Source organism: Gordonia aichiensis (genome assembly GCF_039946255.1).
In the GTDB taxonomy this organism is placed as follows: Bacteria; Actinomycetota; Actinomycetes; order Mycobacteriales; family Mycobacteriaceae; genus Gordonia; species Gordonia aichiensis_A.
On sequence record NZ_JBCDWL010000014.1, the window covers coordinates 33,097 to 51,757 of the forward strand.

13 protein-coding genes and 1 tRNA gene are annotated in these 18,661 nt (G+C 68.5%); 2 read left to right on the forward strand and 12 right to left on the reverse strand.

Features of this window, described 5'->3' with window-relative positions; genetic code table 11:
- Positions 1 to 2: 2 nt before the first annotated feature.
- From pknB to AAFO60_RS15520, 7 genes are all read right to left on the reverse strand, one after another.
- Complete coding sequence (gene pknB / locus AAFO60_RS15490) at positions 3 to 1,919, reverse strand: Stk1 family PASTA domain-containing Ser/Thr kinase (RefSeq protein WP_347957117.1); 1,917 nt, start codon at positions 1,917 to 1,919, stop codon at positions 3 to 5.
- A 5-nt stretch (positions 1,920 to 1,924) separates the two neighbouring features.
- On the reverse strand, positions 1,925 to 3,253 hold the full coding sequence (locus AAFO60_RS15495; RefSeq protein ID WP_347957118.1) for a serine/threonine-protein kinase: 1,329 nt from the start codon (positions 3,251 to 3,253) through the stop codon (positions 1,925 to 1,927).
- A complete protein-coding gene (locus AAFO60_RS15500) occupies positions 3,250 to 4,752 on the reverse strand; it encodes a peptidoglycan D,D-transpeptidase FtsI family protein (RefSeq protein WP_347957119.1) in 1,503 nt (500 codons plus the stop codon). The genes AAFO60_RS15495 and AAFO60_RS15500 overlap by 4 nt, the downstream gene beginning before the upstream one ends.
- Positions 4,749 to 6,176 (reverse strand): FtsW/RodA/SpoVE family cell cycle protein, encoded by a 1,428-nt coding sequence (locus AAFO60_RS15505; protein ID WP_347957120.1) that lies wholly within the window; start codon positions 6,174 to 6,176, stop codon positions 4,749 to 4,751. Before AAFO60_RS15505 ends, AAFO60_RS15500 begins: the two co-directional genes overlap by 4 nt.
- Complete coding sequence (locus AAFO60_RS15510) at positions 6,173 to 7,627, reverse strand: PP2C family protein-serine/threonine phosphatase (protein ID WP_347957121.1); 1,455 nt, start codon at positions 7,625 to 7,627, stop codon at positions 6,173 to 6,175. Before AAFO60_RS15510 ends, AAFO60_RS15505 begins: the two co-directional genes overlap by 4 nt.
- On the reverse strand, positions 7,624 to 8,088 hold the full coding sequence (locus AAFO60_RS15515; protein ID WP_347957122.1) for an FHA domain-containing protein FhaB/FipA: 465 nt from the start codon (positions 8,086 to 8,088) through the stop codon (positions 7,624 to 7,626). The genes AAFO60_RS15510 and AAFO60_RS15515 overlap by 4 nt, the downstream gene beginning before the upstream one ends.
- Positions 8,089 to 8,201: 113 nt before the next feature.
- Positions 8,202 to 9,479, reverse strand: a complete 1,278-nt coding sequence (locus AAFO60_RS15520; RefSeq protein ID WP_347957123.1) for a DUF3662 and FHA domain-containing protein — start codon at positions 9,477 to 9,479, stop codon at positions 8,202 to 8,204.
- 240 nt (positions 9,480 to 9,719) lie between these two features.
- Between AAFO60_RS15520 and AAFO60_RS15525 the strand changes: the two genes are divergently transcribed.
- Positions 9,720 to 9,802: transfer RNA gene (locus AAFO60_RS15525), tRNA-Leu, on the forward strand.
- 576 nt (positions 9,803 to 10,378) lie between these two features.
- Here AAFO60_RS15525 and AAFO60_RS15530 read toward each other — a convergent pair.
- The 4 genes from AAFO60_RS15530 to AAFO60_RS15545 all read right to left on the reverse strand — a co-directional run bounded on the left by AAFO60_RS15530 (position 10,379) and on the right by AAFO60_RS15545 (position 16,369).
- Positions 10,379 to 11,209 carry a polysaccharide deacetylase family protein gene (locus AAFO60_RS15530; RefSeq protein ID WP_347957180.1) on the reverse strand — a complete coding sequence of 277 codons (831 nt, stop codon included), beginning with the start codon at positions 11,207 to 11,209 and terminating at the stop codon, positions 10,379 to 10,381.
- Positions 11,210 to 11,303: 94 nt separating this feature from the next.
- A complete protein-coding gene (locus AAFO60_RS15535) occupies positions 11,304 to 12,494 on the reverse strand; it encodes an MFS transporter (RefSeq protein WP_347957124.1) in 1,191 nt (396 codons plus the stop codon).
- 234 nt (positions 12,495 to 12,728) lie between these two features.
- Positions 12,729 to 14,774: a CocE/NonD family hydrolase gene (locus AAFO60_RS15540; protein WP_347957125.1), complete on the reverse strand. Its 2,046-nt coding sequence runs from the start codon at positions 14,772 to 14,774 to the stop codon at positions 12,729 to 12,731.
- A 128-nt stretch (positions 14,775 to 14,902) separates the two neighbouring features.
- Positions 14,903 to 16,369 carry a catalase gene (locus tag AAFO60_RS15545; RefSeq protein WP_347957126.1) on the reverse strand — a complete coding sequence of 489 codons (1,467 nt, stop codon included), beginning with the start codon at positions 16,367 to 16,369 and terminating at the stop codon, positions 14,903 to 14,905.
- A 271-nt stretch (positions 16,370 to 16,640) separates the two neighbouring features.
- Between AAFO60_RS15545 and AAFO60_RS15550 the strand changes: the two genes are divergently transcribed.
- Positions 16,641 to 17,609, forward strand: coding sequence for a carbon-nitrogen hydrolase family protein (locus AAFO60_RS15550; protein ID WP_347957127.1), 969 nt, complete (start codon positions 16,641 to 16,643; stop codon positions 17,607 to 17,609).
- A gap of 7 nt (positions 17,610 to 17,616) precedes the next feature.
- On the opposite strand, the gene AAFO60_RS15555 is transcribed toward AAFO60_RS15550, so the two are convergent.
- Positions 17,617 to 18,495: a crotonase/enoyl-CoA hydratase family protein gene (locus AAFO60_RS15555; protein WP_347957128.1), complete on the reverse strand. Its 879-nt coding sequence runs from the start codon at positions 18,493 to 18,495 to the stop codon at positions 17,617 to 17,619.
- Between the last annotated feature and the right edge of the window lie 166 nt (positions 18,496 to 18,661).

An 18,661-nucleotide genomic window follows, 5' to 3' on the forward strand; every position in this document is an offset into this window, starting at 1 on the left:
GGTCAGCCCGGAATCAGGCTGGCCCGGCCGATCACGACCGAGACCGTCGCGTTCTTGCGCAGCTTGCTGCCCGCCGACGGGGACTGCGAGATCACCTTGCCGTCGTCCCGGCTCGCCAGCCCGACGCCGCGTTCGCTGGAGCTCAGGGTGTTCGGCTGCCATCCCGCGTCCTCGAGCGCCTTCTGGGCCTCCTCGAGCGTCTTTCCGCGCAGGTCGGGCATCACGAACATGTTGCCGCGAGAGATCTGAACCTGAATGATGCTGCCGACCTGCACCGTGGTGCCGGGCTCCGGCGACGTGCTCACCACCTGGCCCGCGGGCAACTCGGAGTCGACCTGCACCGCCGCCATCTCCAGGTTCAGCTGACTGAGCGTCTGCCGGGCCTCCGACTGCGTCTGGGCGCGCAGATCCGGGAGTGTGACCTCCTTCGGCCCCGTCCCGACGTACAGGATCACCGCGACGTTCACCGGGGCGGGTGTTCCGACCCGCGGATTGGTTCGGACCACCTTGCCCTTGAGGGCCTCGGTCGATTCCAGGTCCTGCTTCTTGACCTCGTCGAACCCGAGGACCTTCAGCGCCTTGGTGGCGTCGTCCGGGGTCTTTCCGCGCAGGTCGGGAATCGGTTGTCGTTGCGGACCCGACGAGACGTAGAGGGTCACCTCCGAGCCCTTGGGCGTCGGGACGTCGTCGCCCGGGACCGTGCGCGTCGCCAGACCTTCGGCGATGTCCGAGCTCGGCTCCTTGGTCTCCTTGACGGTGAACCCGGCCTGCTGCAGGTTCGCCTTCGCCGCGTTCGCGGCCAGTCCGGCGACGGTCGGCACGGAGATCATCGGTTCGGAACTCTTCCACGGCGACCAGGCGAACAGCCCGATCAGCAGGGCGAGGATGCCGATCAGCGCGACGGCGACCTGGACGGGCCGCCGGTGGAAGAGCCCGGACCCGCCGGGCACCTCCTGCTCGTCGTCGCCGTCGGACCCGCCGCGCCTGCTGGGGAGCGCCTCGTTGCGCACCGGCACGCGGGGCGAGTCGATGAGCGCGGTCTGTTCCTCGTCGGACAGGAGCATCGGCGCGGCCGGCTTGCCGCCGGCGAGCACCTTGATCAGGTCGGAGCGGAACTCGGCGGCCGTCTGATACCGGTTGGCCGGATTCTTGCTCATCGCCTTCATGATCACCGACTCGAGCTCGGGGGTGATCTCCGGCCGGATCGACGACGGCCGCCGCGGATCCTCATGAACGTGCTGGTGAGCGACGGCGATCGGCGAGTCGCCGGTGAACGGCGGTTCGCCGGTCACCAGCTCGAACAGCACACAGCCCATCGAGTAGATGTCGCTGCGGGGATCGACCTTGATCCCGCGCGCCTGCTCGGGCGAGAGGTACTGGGCGGTTCCCATGACCGCGGAGGTCTGCGTCATGGTGGCCGACGTGTCGTCCATCGCGCGGGCGATGCCGAAGTCCATCACCTTCACCGCGCCCGACCGGTCGATCATCACGTTCGCCGGCTTCATGTCGCGGTGCACGATCGCGTTGCGGTGCGAGAAGTCCATCGCGGCCGCCACGTCGGCCATCCACGTCATCGCCTGCTTCTGCGCGATGTGTCCGGCCGAGCGGAGCAGATCGCGCAGCGTCTCGCCTTCGACGTACTCCATCACGATGAACGGCAGCGGACCCTCGTCGGTCTCGGCCTCACCGGTGTCGAAGACCTGCACGATGCTCGGATGGTTCAGCTTGGCGGCGTTCTGCGCCTCCCGGCGGAACCGCAGGTAGAACGTCGGATCGCGGGCGAGGTCGGCGCGCAGCACCTTGATCGCGACGTCCCGGTGCAGGAGCAGATCGCGCGCGAACTGGACCTCGGACATGCCGCCGAAGCCGAGCGTCTCACCGAGCTCGTATCGGTCGGACAGGTAGTGCGGATCGAGCATCGCGCTCACCCCCCGCCGCCGGGCAGACCCGGAATCGTGATCGGCGGGAACAACTGGCGCGAGGTGGTCGTCGGCTCGGTGGTGGTCGGCGTCTCCGAGGTCGCGGTGGGCGTCTCCGAGGTGGGCTCCGGGGTGGTCGACGTCGGTTCCGGGGTGCTCTCGGTGGTCCGCGTCGGACGTTGCGTGACGGTCGTCGGCTCCTGGGTGACCGTCATCGTCGTGCGTGACGACGTGGTCGGCGCCGTCGGCGTCCGCGGACTCGAGGTGATCCAGTAGCCGACCAGCGCGATCGCCGCCAGCAGCAGCAGGGCGGCGACAGCGGTCAGCACCTTGTGCGTGGTGCTCCAGCCCGAATCGGCCACCGGTGCGGCGGCCGTCGCCGGACCGGTGCGCGGGCGGGCGATCGGCGCCGGCGCGGGCGGCACCGGGGAGGTCATCGCACGCGTGGAGCCGGCCGGTGCGATCACCCCGACCGCGGTGCGCGGCGGCGGGGGTCGATGGCCGGCGCGCACCATCGCCACCGCGTCGGCGAACTCGCCGCCGGTCGCGTACCGGTGGGCCGGATCCTTCGACAGGGTGATGTCGATCAGCTCGCGCACCGGGGCGGGCACCGACTGCGGCAGCGGCGGCGGGGGCTCCTGGATGTGCTTCATCGCCACCGTGATGGCGCCGTCGCCCAGGAAGGGCCGGCGGCCCGTCAACGCCTCGTAGCCGACCACACCGAGCGAATACACGTCCGACGCGGCCGTCGCCTCCCCGCCGGTGGCCTGCTCGGGCGAGATGTACTGGGCGGTGCCCATCACCATGCCGGTCTGCGTGACCGGGGCCGCGTCGACGGCCTTGGCGATGCCGAAGTCGGTGATCTTGACCTGCCCGGCCGGCGTGATCAGGATGTTCCCCGGCTTCACGTCGCGGTGCACCAGGCCCGCGGTGTGCGCCGCCTGCAGCGCGCGCCCGGTCTGCTCGAGCATGTCGAGCGTGTGCGCCAGGGACAGCTGACCCATCCGGGAGATGACCGAGTTCAGCGGCTCACCGTCGACGAGCTCCATCACCAGGTAGGCGAGCGGATCGCCGCCGTTGCGGTCGGGGGTCTCGCCGTAGTCGAAGACGTTCGCGATGCCCGGATCGTTGAGCCGGGCGGTGGTCTGCGCCTCGGTGCGGAATCGGCGCAGGAACTCCGAGTCGTTCGAGTACTCGGCTTTCAGGACCTTGACGGCCACTCGACGATCGAGCCGGGTGTCGAGGGCCTCCCACACCTGGCCCATGCCGCCCGTGGCGATCAATCGGACCAGCCGATAGCGATCTGCGATGATGGTGCCGTTCTGCAGGCTCATCGAGCACCTCCCGCGTATGCGTTCATGACAGCGCGTCCGATCGGGGCCGCTGCGAGGCCACCGTACGAATTCTGTCCCCTGTTGCCGTTTTCAATGATGACTGCCACCGCGATCCGCGCGTTGGAGCTCGGCGAGAATGCGATGTACCACGCAAAAGGCGTCTCGCCGCCGCGCGAGGTGTCCGAATGCTCTGCGGTACCGGTCTTGGAGGCGATGCCCGCCTGGGCGTTCGCCGTGTTCTGCTCCGACCGCACCATCATCTCGGTGATCTGGTCGGCCTGCTCGGCCGTCAGCGGCCGGTTCACCGTCGACGGCGCCGTGGTCGAGATGTTCCGCAGGTCGGCCGTCTGCAGCTTGTCGACGACGTAGGGGCGCATCCGCACCCCGCCGTTCGCGACGGTCGCGGCGATCACCGCGTTCTCCAACACCGTCAGACGCACATCGCGCTGGCCGATCGCCGACTGACCGAGCATCGCCAGATCGTTGCCGATGTCGCCGACGGTCGACTTCGCGACGTCCATCGGAATGCCCGCCGGGTCTTCGCCGACGCCGAACAGCTTCGCCGTCGACGTGAACTGCTCGGGCGCGTCGCCGGGCATCTTCTCGGTCATCAGCTGCGCGAACGCGGTGTTGCACGAATACTGGAAGGCCTGCACCAGCGAGACGGTGCCGCCGGTCCCGCCCGGACAGGTACTGCCGCTGTCGTTCGACAGGGTGGCCCCGCTGCCGGGTAGGGTGATCTGGGAGGCGGAGGTCAGACGGGTCTGGGGTCCCAGTCCGGCGCGCAGGGCGGTGGCCGTCGTGACGACCTTGAAGGTCGAGCCCGGCGGGTACAGCGAGTTGATCGCCCGGTTGGTCAGCGGATCGTCGCTGCCGTCGGCGTTGTCGGTCTGCCACGCCTTCTCGGCCTCGGCGAAGTCCTGGGAGGCGAGGGCGTTCGGGTCGTAGCTCGGCGTCGAGGCCATCGCCAGGATCTTGCCGGTGCTCGGCTCCAACGCCACCACCGCACCGCGGCACGGGCCGTCACAGCCCGCGTTCTTCAGTTCGCGGTAGGCCACCCGCTGCAGGTTGGAGTCGATGGTCGTCACGACGTTCCCGCCGCGGGGATCGCGGCCCGAGAACATGTCCATGAAGCGCTGCGTGAACAGCCGGTCGTCGTTGCCGTTGAGGACGGTGTCCTCGGCCTGCTCCACGCCGCGGTCGGCGCGGTACACGAACGAGAAGTAGCCGGTCACCGGCGCGAACGCCGCCGGATCGTTCGGGTAGCGGCGCAGGTACTTGAACCGGTTGTCGGTGGGGACAGACTCGGCCAGCACGGTGCCGTCGGCGGCGACGATGACGCCGCGCTGGCGCGCGTACTCGTCGAGCAGGACCCGTGAATTGCGCGTGTCCGAGCGGAGTTTGTCGGCCTTGAACACTTGCACGTAGGTGGCGTTCGCGAGCAGCGCGACGACCATGACGATCGCGGCGATGGCCACTTTCTGGATGGGGCGATTCACCGTCTACGCACCACCTGGGTCTTCAAAGACTCCACCGGCGGTGTCGGTCGCGGCTTCGGGCTGTCGGGTTCGCGGGCGGCGTTGGAGATCCGGATCAGCAGCGCCAGCAGAATGTAGTTCGCCAGCAGCGACGATCCGCCGTAGGCCAGGAAGGGCGTCGTCAGACCGGTCAGCGGGATCAGCTTCGACACGCCGCCGAAGACGACGAACACCTGGAAGACGATGGTGAAGCTCAGCCCCGCCGCCAACAGTTTGCCGAAACTGTCTCGGACGGCGACGGCCGCGCGCATCCCGCGCATGGTGAGCACGAGGTACATCATCAGGATCGCGGCCAGACCCACCAGCCCGAGTTCCTCGCCGAACGAGGTGAGGATGAAGTCGGTGTTGGCGAAGGGCACGATGTTGGGTCGACCCGACCCCAGGCCGGTGCCGAACATGCCGCCGGTCGCGAATCCGAACAGGCTCTGCGCGATCTGATAGCCGTACGTGTCGTACTGGGCGAACGGATCCTGCCAGATCGACACGCGCACCCGCAGATGCGAGAACAACTGGTACGCGACGATCGCGCCGATCGCGAACAGGGTGACGCCCAGCATCAGCCAGCTCACCCGGGAGGTGGCGACGTAGAGCATGGTCAGCACGGTGGCGAAGATCAGCAGCGGTGTGCCGAGGTCGTTCTCCAGCGCGAGCACGCCGATCGCGATGACCCAGGCGGCCAGCAGCGGACCGAGGTCGCGCAGGCGGGGGAAGTCGATTCCGGCGAACTGCTTTCCCGCGGTGGTGAACAGATCCCGGCGGGACACCAGGAAGGCGGCGGTGAAGACGATGATGAGGATCTTCGAGAACTCGCCGGGCTGGATGCTGAACCCGGGCAGCTTGATCCAGTTGCGGGAGCCGTTGACCTCGGCCATCGACGCCGGGAGGATGGCGGGGATCGCCAGGAAGATGATGCCGCCGATGCCCAGCGTGTAGGCGTAGCGCGACAGGGTGCGGTGGTCGCGGATGAGCATCAGGGTCAGGCTGAACGCGATGATGCCGAGCACCGCCCACAGCAGCTGCTGGTCGGCGTTGTGGGTCATCTGGTCGGCTTTGACCAGCTCATCGCTTCGTGATGAGCCGAGGTCGAGCCGATGGATCATGACCAGACCCAGTCCGTTGAGCAGTGCCACGCACGGCAGCAGCAGCGGATCGGCGAAGGGCGCGAACCGTCGGACCACCAGGTGGGCGACGCCGAACAGCACCACGTACGCCAGCAGGTACTTGACGAGGTCCCAGCTGAAGGTCTGCCCCTGGGCTGCCTGCACGATCAACAGCGCCGCGAACACCACGAACACGGCGAACGACAGGAGGATCGCCTCGGTGGTGCGCCCGGCGCTCTTCGGCGGCGGCGCCGGGGGAGCATGCATGGCCGGAGCGGACGTCATGTGATGCTCCGGCAGGTCGGATGCCCGTCGGCACCGGTCGACGGCGCCGGCGCGGGAGTCGTGACGGTCGCCGGGGCCTCGGGAGTGGCGGGCTTCGGTTCACCCGGTTTGGGTTCGGTCGGCCTGGGCTCTCCCGGCTTGGGTTCGCCAGGCTTGGGTTCCGGTGCCGGCGTGCACACCGGTAGGAACTGCAGGGCCCGCACCCGCTCGTGAGCCGAGGCGAGCGAGTCGTTCTTGATGTTGTTCGAGAGCACCGTGGTGCGGCCGATGCCGGTCAGGTCGTCGACCTTCATCGGCGTGCAGCCCTCGCTCGACCCCGCGGCGACGAAGCGGACGCTGGGATTGTCGACGGTCAGATCGTCGACGCAGACGCGTTCCTTCGGGGCTTGCACGGTGAAGAAGAGCAGCTTGTCCGGGGTGCCGGAGTAGATCTCGACGTTCCCGTCGACGGCGGTGACGAAGGTGCTGGCCATCGCCTTGGCGCGGACGATGAACACGGCGGCCACGGCCAGTCCGATGACGGCCAGGACCGCGATGATCGCCAGCGGCCATCGCCAGCTCGACTTCGTCGCCGCCGGCTCGTCGGGCTCGTGAATGGTCGGGCGGGCACGCGGAGGGGCGGGCTGGCGCAGTGCGGCGGCCCGGCCGGCGGCGGTCGACGGATTCGGCACGTACTCGGCCGACCCGTCGTCGCCTGCGGCGCCGCCGACGATGGGCGTCGAATCGCCGTACTCGGTGTCGATGACGTCGGCCACCACCACCGTCACGTTGTCGGGGCCGCCGCTGCGCAGGGCGAGCTCGATCAGCCGGTCGGCGCACGCGCGATGGTCGGCGATCGAGCCGAGAGTGTCGGCGAGGGTCTCCTCGCTGACCACGTCGGACAGGCCGTCGCTGCACAGCAGGTAGCGGTCGCCGGCGCGGGCCTCGCGCATGATGAGCGTCGGCTCGACCTCCTGGCCGGTCAACGCGCGCATGATGAGCGATCGCTGCGGGTGGGTGTGGGCCTGCTCGGGGGTGATTCGACCCTCGTCGACCAAGCTCTGCACGAAGGTGTCGTCGCGGGTGATCTGACTCAGTTCGCCGTCGCGGTACAGGTAGCCGCGCGAGTCGCCCACATGGCACAGGCCGATCCGGTTGCCTGCGAACAGGATGGCGGTCAGCGTGGTGCCCATGCCTTCCAGCTCGGGCTGTTTGGCGACCTGTTGGGCGATGGCGGCATTGCCTTCGGCGGTCGCGCGTTCGAGCGCGGAGAGCATGTCGCCGCCGGGTTCGTCGTTGTCGAGCGAACGCAACGCCTGAATCACCAGTTGGCTGGCCACCTCGCCCGCGGCGTGGCCGCCCATGCCGTCGGCGAGGGCCAGCAGGCGAGCACCGGCGTACACCGAGTCCTCGTTGTTGGTGCGGACCAGGCCGCGGTCGCTTCGCGCGATGTAGCGCAGCACAAGGGTCACGGGCGCAACTCGATCACGGTCTTACCGATTCGAATCGGGGTGTTGAGCGGGGCGCGGACGGCGGTGGTCACCTTGGCGCGGTCGAGGTAGGTGCCGTTGGTGGAGCCGAGGTCTTCGACGTACCAGTCGTCGCCGCGGGGTGACAGGCGCGCGTGGCGCTCAGAGGCGTAGTCGTCGGTCAGGACCAGCGTCGAGTCGTCGGCCCGGCCGATCAGCACCGGTTGCGTGCCCAGCGTGATGCGCGTGTTGGCCAGGGCGCCGGCGGTCACCACCAGATAGCGGGCCGCACCGCGGGCCCGGGTGGCGCGCTGCTTGCGTTCCGCGCGTCCGGTGACCAGCGGCATCCGGGTGCCTGCGGCCGCGGCGAGATCTGAGCGCATCGCCCGGATGATGGCGTACACGAAGAGCCAGAGCAGAATGAGGAATCCGAAGCGGATCACCTGCAGCAGGATGCCCTGCATCTAGTCCCATCACCTCCCTCACAGACGGGTATCCGGTTGTCGTGCCCCCGGATGCATTCAGCCTTCGGGTGACGGGAGATCGTCACCCGAAGAGCAATCCTATGCGGAATCTTCTACTGGAACCGGACGGTGATGTCGGAGTGACCGAGCCGGATGCGGTCGCCGTCGGCGAGCTCCCAGCTGCTCACCTGCAGGTCGTTGACCGTCGTGCCGTTGGTCGAGTTCAGGTCGGTCAGCATCGCCGTCCGACCGTCCCAGCGGACCTCCACGTGACGGCGCGAGACGCCCGTGTCGGGGAGGCGGAACTGGGCGTCCTGACCGCGGCCGATCACGTTGGAACCCTGGCGCAGCGAGAAGGTGCGGTTGCTGCCGTCCTCGAGGACCAGGGTGATGGTCGAGGGCGCGTAGCCGGCCGGCTGACCGTAGGCCGGGGCGCCGTAGCCGCCCTGGTCGTACTGCTGCCCCTGGTCGTACTGCGGCTGCTGGCCGTAGCCCGGCTGCGCGTACTGCTGCTGGTCGTAGCCGCCCTGGTCGTACTGGGGCTGGCCGTACTGCTGCTGGTCGTAGCCGCCGTGGCCGTACTGCTGACCGCCCTGGTCGTACTGCGGCTGCTCGTAACCGGGCTGGGCGTACTGCTGGCCCTGGTCGTACTGGGGTTGCCCGTACTGCTGCTGGTCGTAGCCGCCCTGCTGGTTGTAGTCGTACTGCTGCTGACCGTAGTCCTGCTCGGCCGGCTGGCCGTAGCCCTGCTGACCGTAACCCTGCTGCTGGTCGTACTGACCCTGGGGCTGCGCGTAGCCGTGCTGCTCGTGACCATGCGGGACGCCGTAGCCCTGCTGGTTGTAGTCGTACTGGGGCTGGTTCGGATCGCCCTGCGGGGCGTATCCGTAGTTCTGGCCGCCCTGGTCGTTTCCGGGGGGATTGGTCATGGCTCGGGCTCCTCGGTCGTGACTGTCGGGTCGGTATGTCTTCTGCTGTTCGGCGGGCCTGGCGCGCGGTGCCACCGGGCGCAGCGCGATGTCGGGGTCGACGACGCCGCGAGTATGGAACTGCCCGGTGTGCAACGACGGTGCTGGTTCGAACTCTACGACCACAGACCCGTAAGTCTGCCACCCGTTGTCACGGATGAAGTCTTCCAAGTGGCGCGAGAAGATCTTCCTGTTCAGCTCGTACTCGGTCGAGACCTCGTCCAGATCCGAGTCGCTGAGCGTCACCGTGTAGCTGTTCGCGACCAGGGTCGCGCCGTCGCCGAGGTCCTCCGCGGAGGTCTCGGCTTCGCGTTGCAGAGCATGCTCGATCTCCTGGGGCGCGACCTTGCCGCCGAAGACGCGGGCGAACCCGCCGTCCACAGCGGACTCGAGCTTGCGCTCGATACGGTCGAAGAAACCCACGAGATCACGAGCCTTTCTGTCGCATGTTGGGTCGACGTGCATACCTTGAATGGCCATGTTACCGGCCAGAATGCGCCGGTGGAGTTCGACGAGTGACTCCTGTAGCTGTTGTCACAGATTTCGCCGGAGGGGTGCGCGCCGGGACGATGACGAAACCGCAGGTCAGGGGAGTGCGGCGCGCCGATTTTTCATTTGCCCCCGGATGCGTGCTATCTTTTTCAAGTCCACACGGACAGCCACGGGCGAGTGGCGGAATGGCAGACGCGCTGGCTTCAGGTGCCAGTGTCCTTAGGGACGTGGGGGTTCAAGTCCCCCTTCGCCCACAGAGAGCGGTTCGGTACGGATCGCCAGAAGAGGTCGGGTTGCAGAAATGCAACCCGACCTCATCTTTTTCTGTTCGGCACATCGTGGGTGGTGGCTTCAGGCGAACGACCAGACCTGGGAACGATGATCGAGGAAGCGATCGTCGGCGGCCTCCTCACCCACGACGACGCCGAGATCCTGCGTCCGCACATCCACTGTTTGGGACGGACCGAGCCCGACAGCGCTGCCGACCTGCATCAACGCAGCCGTCGAACCGCAGTACCCGGATGTGGCCTGGTGTCTGGGAGCAGCAGGATCATCGGGTACCCCGCGAACGAGTGTGCGGGAATGTACGGCACCGCCGCAGTCTCGATACACCGCCTCGCTGCGCTCGGTGGTTACTCGACAAGCCTGGGAGGGCGGTCGCTGCGGGGGTTGTGTGCTCGGTAGGCCTGGGAGGGCGGTCGCTGCGGGGGCTGTGTGCTCGGTAGGTCTGGGAGGGCGGTCGCTGCGGGGGCTGTGTGCTCGGTAGGCCTGGGAGGGAGGTCGCTGCGGGGGCGCAGTGCTCGGCGAGCCGGATGGGCCGTCCGGCAGGCTCAGTGCGGCATCGCCGGTCGCGGCGGCTCGAAGACGTCGTTCAACGTAACCATCGACAGTCCGCGACTGCGGATGATCTCCGCCAACTGCGGGTAGACGTGGGTGACCGGCGGATGGTTGGCGTGCCCGATCACGATGGCCTGGGCGTGGAAGTACTGTCGGGCGCATTTGAGGAGGTACTGCTCGGTGATGAGTCCCGAATCCGACAGTGAGCCGTACCAGAGGGTCGGGACGGTGTAACCGAGGTCGGCGGCGACGGCGTCGACCCGCGCATCATGAAAACCGTACGGTGGCCGGTAGTAGGGGGCGCCGTCGACGCCGAACTCGTTCTTGAGGAAGTCTCGGGTCCGCCGCAACTGGTGGGCGACGCCCGACGGGGTGAGCGAGGTGAGATCGGGGTGGTCCCACGTGTGGTTCCCGAGCTGGATCTGCCCGGACTCCACCAGCGGTCGCAGCTCGCGCCGATGGTCGGTCCACGATTCGTAGCTCCCGGTGACGAAGAAGGTGAAGCGAGCGCCGGTGTCGCGCGCGAACCGGATGTACGCCCCGACGACGTGCGAGTTCGCGCCGTCGTCGACGGTCAGCGCCAGGTTCCTGCCGTGCCCGGGAAGAGCGGTGAGCGTGCCGTGCGGCAGCGGCAGACGCGCCGACGTCGGCGGTACGACGCCGAGCGGAGCGACGACGGGCCGCGTCGACCGGGCGTGAGCGACGAGGTCGGGCGTCGAAGGCCCGACCGACCGGCCGCCCGCCGCGGGGTCGTCGGGCGCGGCGCAGCCGGCAGCCAACCAGGCACCGGCCGCGAGGGCGGCGAGGAAGTCGCGTCGAGGCATCACCACCGAGCAAGTATGCGCCGTCGCCGCGACTGCCGCCGGCGACCGTCTGCTTTCCGTTGTTCAGGTGTGTTGACCCAGTACAGGGCGGTTTTCAACCTATGTGACCGGACCCGATTCGGCCGGTCAGCGGCAGTCCGCTCAGCGCGGTCACCGCGAAGACCGTGACAGCGATGACGGTGGCGGTGACCAGACCCAGCGGGATCGCGATCAGACCGGTCGCGATGGACGGGACCGAGATGCACAGATAGGCGAGCACGAAGTACGACGTGGTCACGTTGGCGCGCTCATGCGGAGGCGTGACTTGGGCCAGCGAACGCATCCCGGCCAGGAAGGTCAGGCCCTGGCCGGCGCCGGTGAGGATGACGGCGAGCACCAGGATCGGCACGCTCGAGGCGAGCAATGCCACAACCAGGAGGACGGTGCTCACTACCATCACGGGCAGTCCGATCTGCAGCAGCCGCCGATCGGCCAGGGACCGCAGCGCGATCTGTGCGACCGCCGACGACAGGAACGTCAGGGCCAGGACGATCCCGATCACCGCCGATGAGGCGACGTCCAGGTGATCGGCGAGCAGATTGGGAGCGACCGCGGAGTACACGCCCATCAGAGCGAACCCGGCGATCGCACCCGGCGTCGCGGCGAGGAAGACGCGCCGAGAGCCCTCCGGCAGACCCGGCAACTGCAACGACAGCCCGGAGCGGGTGGGCGGCGTGTCATGTACCCAGAACAGCGCGATACCGGCCACGACCAGCAGCGCGAGGTGGATGAGGAAGGGATCGAACAGGGCGTCGGGCACGATCGGCGCGACGAGTCCGGCCATCAGGATGCCCGACCCGAGCCCGCCCATGTTCGCGGCCGTGGCCACCGCGGCGGCCAGCGGCAGCCTGCTCGGGGGCGCATTGCCGATCACCGTCACGGTCCCCGTCGACGTGAACACGCCCGCTGCCAACCCGGACAGGACCCGGCCGAGATACAGCAGCCACATCTGGCCCTCGATCAGGAAGGCGACGGCCGAGGCCACCGACAGCGCCAGCCCCAACCACAGCATCGGCTTGCGGCCCACGCTCTCGGACATGCGCCCGAACAGGACCAGGCCGGCGATCACGCCGACGGCGTAGACCGAGAACAGCACCGTGGTGACGGCGCTGCCGAAGCCGTACGCGTGCTGGAACCGCGGGTACAGGGGAGTGGGAAGAGTCGTGCCCATCATCACCACGGCGAAGACGTACGCCGCTGTGAACATCGGTCCCAATGACGTCGGCTCGTCCGTCTCGTGCTCCACGAGTCCCTCCTCGTCGCCCCGCGTCTGAGCGTACTGCCGGGGTGTCTCGATGCGCGTCCTCGCTTCGCTCGGTCGCTTACTCGACAAGCCTGGAGGAACGGGCGGCCTCGCGGGCGAGTGTGGCTGGGTCGCGGGGTGCTATGGACGTGCCTGGGGGAACGGGTGTCTTCGGGGGTGAGTGTGGCTTCGAGGCGCCTGGGTCGTGGCGCGCCGTGGACCAGCTCGGGATCAGACCTAGGGGAGCGGGGTGTTGCTGGGCACCTGCAGCCAACTCGGGTTCGCCGGGTCGAGGACCACGTGTTCGGGCTTGAGGCCGCTGTCGTGGCTGATCGGACCGAACGACACCGCGCGCGTGACGTTGAGCGCGTACACGCTCACCCGCAGGCGGTGGCCCGGCTTGAGCAGCGCGTCGGTGCCGAGCGTCCCGATGTCGAGGGTCTGCGCCGAACCGGGCTTCACCGTCGCGCGCGAGAACGCGTCGAGGGCGTAATAGGGGTCCACCACGTCGCCGTTGGGCGCGAAACCGGAACGGGAGGCGACCATCTGGTTGCGCAGCGACACCGTCATCGAGCCCGTCGAGATGACGCGAGAGGCGCCGCCCGGCGCGACGTCGGAGACCACCGCGACGTAGAAGCCGTCGCGCGCGTCGACCTTGGTGCGCAGGTGCAGGTTGATCGGCCCGTTGATCGATGTGGCGCGTCGCACCGGCTTCGAGGTGAAGGTCAGCGCCCCGCGTTCGGCGACTCGATTGTCTTTGCTGCACACGTCGAGCCAGGCCAGGAAGCCGATCTGGTCGCGGTTGGTGTCACCCGAGCACAGGGTGGTGATTCCGGGTGCGACCGTCCAGGTGGCCTTGCGGGTCGGCGCCGTCGGTGAGAGCGATCCGTCGGCCAGCGACGTCGGCGACGTGCCGCTGCGCCGCGAGGTCAGGTACATCCGGCGATGCTCCTGCCCGGCGCGCGGGAACTGCGTCGACTGCACCCAGCCGCCGCCGAGCTGGTGGCTGGTGACTGGGGCGTACCGATCGACGTGGTTGTCGACGCCCTTGATCCACTTGTCGAACCAGGCGCGCTGCAGCACACCCCAGTTCGGCGGCTGCCCGGGGCGGCCCAGCGTGTCCCACCCGTTGGTCACGTGCTGACCGGTGCTCATCAGCAGCTTCTTCTTGGCGAGCGGCAGGCCGCTGAGCTGGTCGAGGGCCCGCCACTCCATGTTGGTGAACAGGTCCTGCCAACCGCCGACGACGAACGTCGGAACCTGCACGGCGGCCGCATCGGTCGTCAGTGCCTTCCGGTACGCCGAGTTCATCTGCACCAACTCGCGGGCACGGCCGCTGAGCGCGTCGGTGCTCGGCGCCAGCAGACCCTGCAGGTAGGCGTCGAAGAAGACCGCCGGATCCTGCACGCGCGACTGCAGCCATTTCGGGTCGAACTGCCCGCGCAGCAGACTCGGCAGGTCGGGGATCATCTTCAGCGAGTTGACGGTGGTCAGCCACAGCGCCAGGAAGCCGGCACCGAACCCGGAGCCGGGCGCGACCACGTCGGCGACGATGTCGGTCATCGGCGCGGCCGGGAAGATCGCCTTGAGCCCGAGCGGGCGCTTCGAGGCGGCCTGCAACTGGTTGATGGCCGAGTACGAGTATCCGGACATGCCCAGGTCGCCGTTCGAGTACGGCCGCTTGCGGGCCCACGACAGCACCTCGAGGGTGTCCTTCTGTTCGCGGGGGCCGAAGACGTCCCAGACGCCCTGCGAGGTGCCGGTGCCGCGCACGTCGACCACGATCTGCGTGTATCCGCTGCGGACCAGCTTCGGATCCACCGAGAACGAGCTGGTCAGGCCGCCTTTGGCGACTTTGAGGAGCTGTTCGGTGCCGGAGATCGGAGTACCCGACAGATTGATGCTCGCCAGGAAGTCGATCACCGGCTGCGAGAGGCCCGGGATGTTCAAGGCGGCGGTCGCGAGCATGCTGATCAGCTTGTTGTACGGCGTCATGTTGACGATCACCGGCGTCTTGGCGGCGATCGGACGTCCGGCGGCGTCGGCGGGCCGATAGACGTCGGCGCGCAGGACGGTCCCGTCCGACATCCGGATCGGGACGCTGGCCTGCACGTTGACTCCCGCGTACCGGGGCGACTGGTAGGTCTTGGTCCACTGCGGCGGGTTGATCCCGAGCGCGGCGGGGGCGGCCTGCGCCGGGCCGATGCCGAGCAGGATCCCGGTCGCCGACAACAGCGACATGACAACGACCAGCGCGATCCCGCGCCGCCAGAACCGACCCATGTGTTCACTCCCCGAACCCGAACAGCGGCGCCGAGCGTGACGTGGATCGTACGCCGGCGCCGCTGTGATCTGTGCTCAGAAAGGTAGCACTTGTTACCCGAGAGTAGGAAGGGGGTCGAGGGCGACTGCTACAGGGCGCCCAGCTTCTCGCACGCCGCGCGCACGCCCGCGCCGTACGCCGGATCGGCCTGGGTGCAGTTCTCGATGTGCTTCTCGACGGTGCCGGGCAACGCGCCCTTGATGGCGCGAGCGGTGTTGTCGAACAGCGCCTGCTGCTGCTCTGGCGTCATCAGCCGGAACAGGTCGCCGGCCTGGGTGTAGTAATCGTCGTCGTCGGCACGGAAGTCGAACCGGTCGGCGACGGCGCCGACGGCCAGCGCCGGATCGGCGTACTCGGGCTGCTCGGACCAGCGGCCGAAGTTGTTCGGCTCCACCCCGGGCACCCCGCCCTGGTTGCCGTCCACGCGCATGGCGCCGTCGCGGTGGTAGGTGTTGGCGCCGGCGGCCGCATGCGGGCAGTTGACCGGGATCTGGTGGTGGTTGACGCCGACGCGGTAGCGGGCGGCGTCGCCATAGGAGAACAGCCGCCCCTGGAGCATCTTGTCGGGGCTGAAGGAGATGCCGGGAACCACGTTGGCCGGGGTGAACGCGGCCTGTTCCACATCGGCGAAGTAGTTGTCGGGGTTGCGGTTGAGCTCGAACTCGCCGACCTCGATCAGCGGGTAGTCCTTCTTGCTCCACACCTTGGTCAGGTCGAACGGATGGAAGCGATACGTCGCCGCGTCGGCCTCGGGCATGACCTGGATGTACAGGGTCCACTTGGGGAACTCGCCGCGTTCGATCGACTCGTACAGGTCGCGACCGTGCGACTCACGATCGTCGGCGATCACGGCGGCGGCCTCGGCGTCGGTCAGGTTCTCGATGCCCTGCTGGGTGCGGAAGTGGAACTTGACCCAGTTCCGTTCGCCCGCGGCGTTGATGAGGCTGAAGGTGTGCGAGCCGAAACCGTGCATGTGCCGGTAGCTGCGCGGGATGCCGCGGTCGCTCATCACGATCGTCACCTGGTGGATGGCCTCGGGGAGGTTGGTCCAGAAGCCCCAGTTGTTCTCGGCGTTGCGCAGGTTGGTGCGCGGATCCCGTTTGACGGCGCGGTTCAGGTCGGGGAACTTGAGCGGATCGCGGTGGAAGAACACCGGGGTGTTGTTGCCGACCACGTCCCAGTTGCCCTGCTCGGTGAAGAACCGGACCGCGAAGCCGCGGATGTCGCGCTCGGCGTCGGCCGCGCCGCGTTCGCCTGCGACGGTCGAGAAGCGGGCGAACGTCTCGCACTCGTTGCCGACCTTGCTGAACAGGTCGGCGCGGGTGTACTGGCTGATGTCGTGGGTGACGCGGAAGGTGCCGAAGGCGCCCGACCCCTTGGCGTGCATGCGTCGTTCGGGGATCACTTCGCGGTCGAAGTGGGCGAGCTTCTCCAGCAGCCAGACGTCTTGCATCAGGACCGGTCCGCGGGGCCCGGCGGTGAGGCTGTTCTGGTTGTCGGCGACGGGTGCTCCCGCCGCGGTGGTCAGGGGGCGGGTGTTGTCCTCGAAAGGCATGATCAGCTCCTACGGGCTGGCTCGGCGTGTTGTGGTCGTGCTGGCAATCGTACGCACTAAATTGTACTTAGTCCAGATAACTGTGAGGTGTAGATCACACGTTGCCATCTTCATCATCCGCGATTCCGGATGTCGGGGAGGCCGAACTCGGACATCGGAACCCGATGCCGACGCTCGCCGGCCGTGTCCTGGAGCCGCACCGCCGTCGACGCGCCCGCACCGGTCGACGATGATTCGTATGGGAACGACCGACACGTGCGAGGGAGACGACATGACGACCGTGATCCGAGCCGCCGCGGTGCAGCTGGCCGGTGTGGTGGGGGACGTCGCCGAGAACCTGCGACGCCTGGAGAACTCGATCGACGAAGCGATTCGGCGCGGGGCCACGCTGATCGCGATTCCCGAGTTCGCCACGTCGCCGCTGCCGTTCCGGCCGGAGACCTATCGCAGCGTGCTCCCGGCGACGAACGCCGCCGTCGAGATGCTGGCCACGACCGCCCGCGCCCGCGGCGTGCGGATCGGCGGATCCATGCTGATCGCCGACCGCGGCGAAGTCCACAACCGATACCACCTGTTCGAGCCCGACGGCGCCGTGCACCTGCACGACAAGGACCTGCCGACCATGTGGGAGAACGCCTTCTACGGACCCGGCAGCGACGACGGGGTCTTCGACACCGGCCTGGGCCGGATGGGCGCCGCGGTGTGCTGGGAACTGATCCGCAGCCAGACCGCACGGCGGTTGTCGGGGGTCGAGGCGGTGATGACCGGAACGCATTGGTGGACGGTGCCGACCAACTGGGGCGCGATCACCGACCGCGCACTCGGCCCGCTGGCCCAGTACAACCGGTACCTGTCCGAACAGGCGCCCGTCGAGTTCGCGCGGCGCGTCGGGGCCCCGGTGCTGCAGGCGTCGCACTGCGGCGGCTTCACCACCGACTTCCTGCTGGTCCCCGGCATCGACGCGACCGTCCGCTACGCCACCTCGTTCGTCGGCGCCACCCAGATCGTCGCCGCCGACGGCACCGTGCTCGCCTCGCGGAACACCCGTGAGGGGCCCGGCGTCGTGGTGGCCGACGTCGAACTCGGTGCCCGGCCGCCGCTGCTGCCGATCGAGGACGCCTTCTGGATTCCGCGGCTGCCGGCCGCGCTGCGGATGTACTGGCACCAGCAGAACGCCTGCGCCAAGTCGTACTACCGGCGCCGGGGCCGGGCCGCGGGTCTGACCTCCGCCCGCGGGTGACCGGTCGCTACTCGCCGATCCACTCCCGATAGAAGTCGGGCATCTGCGAGGCCTTCGAGGTGAACTCCGGCGGCCTCTTCTCGAGGAACGCGCTCACGCCTTCGGCGCCGTCGCCGATGCTCGTATAGAACATCGCCAGCGAATCGATGCGATGCGCCTCGACGGGATGCTCGCGTGCCGAATTGCGGTACAGCATCTGTCGGGCGAGGGCGACGGCCATCGGCGAACGTCCCTTCGTCCAGGCGTCGGCCAGCGAGCGGGCGGCGTCCAGGAGATCCTCGGGGTCGTGCACGCTCTGCACGAGACCCGCGTCGAGGGCGGCCGGGGCGTCGAGGACGTCGGCGCGGTAGACGAGGTCGAGCGCGGTGGGCAAGCCGACGATCCGCGGCAGGAACCACGACGACGCCGCCTCCGGGACGATGCCCAGACGGCCGAAGACGAAGCCGATGCGTCCCCGGGTCGAGATCAAACGAGCGTCCATCGGCAGCGTCATCGTGGCGCCGATGCCGACCGCCGCGCCGTTGATCGCGGCGATCACCGGTTTGCGGCAGGCATGGATCGCGAGGGTCAGTCGACCGCCGCCGTCCCGGATGCGGTCGAGCCGGGGGTCGTCGAGGTCGGACATGTCGGCGAGTGTCGGTCGTCGAGTGTCGTCGAGACCGAAGGCATTGCCCGCTTCGCTGTTGAGGTCCATGCCGGCGCAGAAGGCGCGGCCGGCGCCGGTGACGATGACCGCGCGGACCGCGTCGTCGTCGTTGACGTCGCGGAAGGTCTGGATCAGTTCGGCGGCCATCGTCATGGTGAAGGCGTTGAGGTGGTCGGGGCGGTCGAGGCGGATCAGCAGGATGCCGTCCTCGTTGGTGATGTCGAGCGTGGTGGGGGTCATGATCGAACTCTACGAGCCGCCGGGAGCCGGGCCGGGGGATTCGGCGAAGGCTACCGCCACCATCCGACACCCGTGCTGCGGCTGTCCGTCGATCAAGTGAACTTGGCGTGGCGGCGGTGTTGCCGCTGCCGTCGTCGACGATCTGTGGTCGCGCGGCGATTCGACG

Bases quoted from the DNA above. Each gene is read 5' to 3' on its own strand.
- pknB (WP_347957117.1), bottom strand. From the start codon at position 1,919: ATGCTCGATCCGCACTACCTGTCCGACCGATACGAGCTCGGTGAGACG.
- AAFO60_RS15495 (WP_347957118.1), bottom strand. From the start codon at position 3,253: ATGAGCCTGCAGAACGGCACCATCATCGCAGATCGCTATCGGCTGGTC.
- AAFO60_RS15505 (WP_347957120.1), bottom strand. From the start codon at position 6,176: ATGACGTCCGCTCCGGCCATGCATGCTCCCCCGGCGCCGCCGCCGAAG.
- AAFO60_RS15515 (WP_347957122.1), bottom strand. From the start codon at position 8,088: ATGCAGGGCATCCTGCTGCAGGTGATCCGCTTCGGATTCCTCATTCTG.
- AAFO60_RS15530 (WP_347957180.1), bottom strand. From the start codon at position 11,209: ATGCCTCGACGCGACTTCCTCGCCGCCCTCGCGGCCGGTGCCTGGTTG.
- AAFO60_RS15540 (WP_347957125.1), bottom strand. From the start codon at position 14,774: ATGGGTCGGTTCTGGCGGCGCGGGATCGCGCTGGTCGTTGTCATGTCG.
- AAFO60_RS15545 (WP_347957126.1), bottom strand. From the start codon at position 16,369: ATGCCTTTCGAGGACAACACCCGCCCCCTGACCACCGCGGCGGGAGCA.
- AAFO60_RS15550 (WP_347957127.1), top strand. From the start codon at position 16,641: ATGACGACCGTGATCCGAGCCGCCGCGGTGCAGCTGGCCGGTGTGGTG.
- AAFO60_RS15555 (WP_347957128.1), bottom strand. From the start codon at position 18,495: ATGACCCCCACCACGCTCGACATCACCAACGAGGACGGCATCCTGCTG.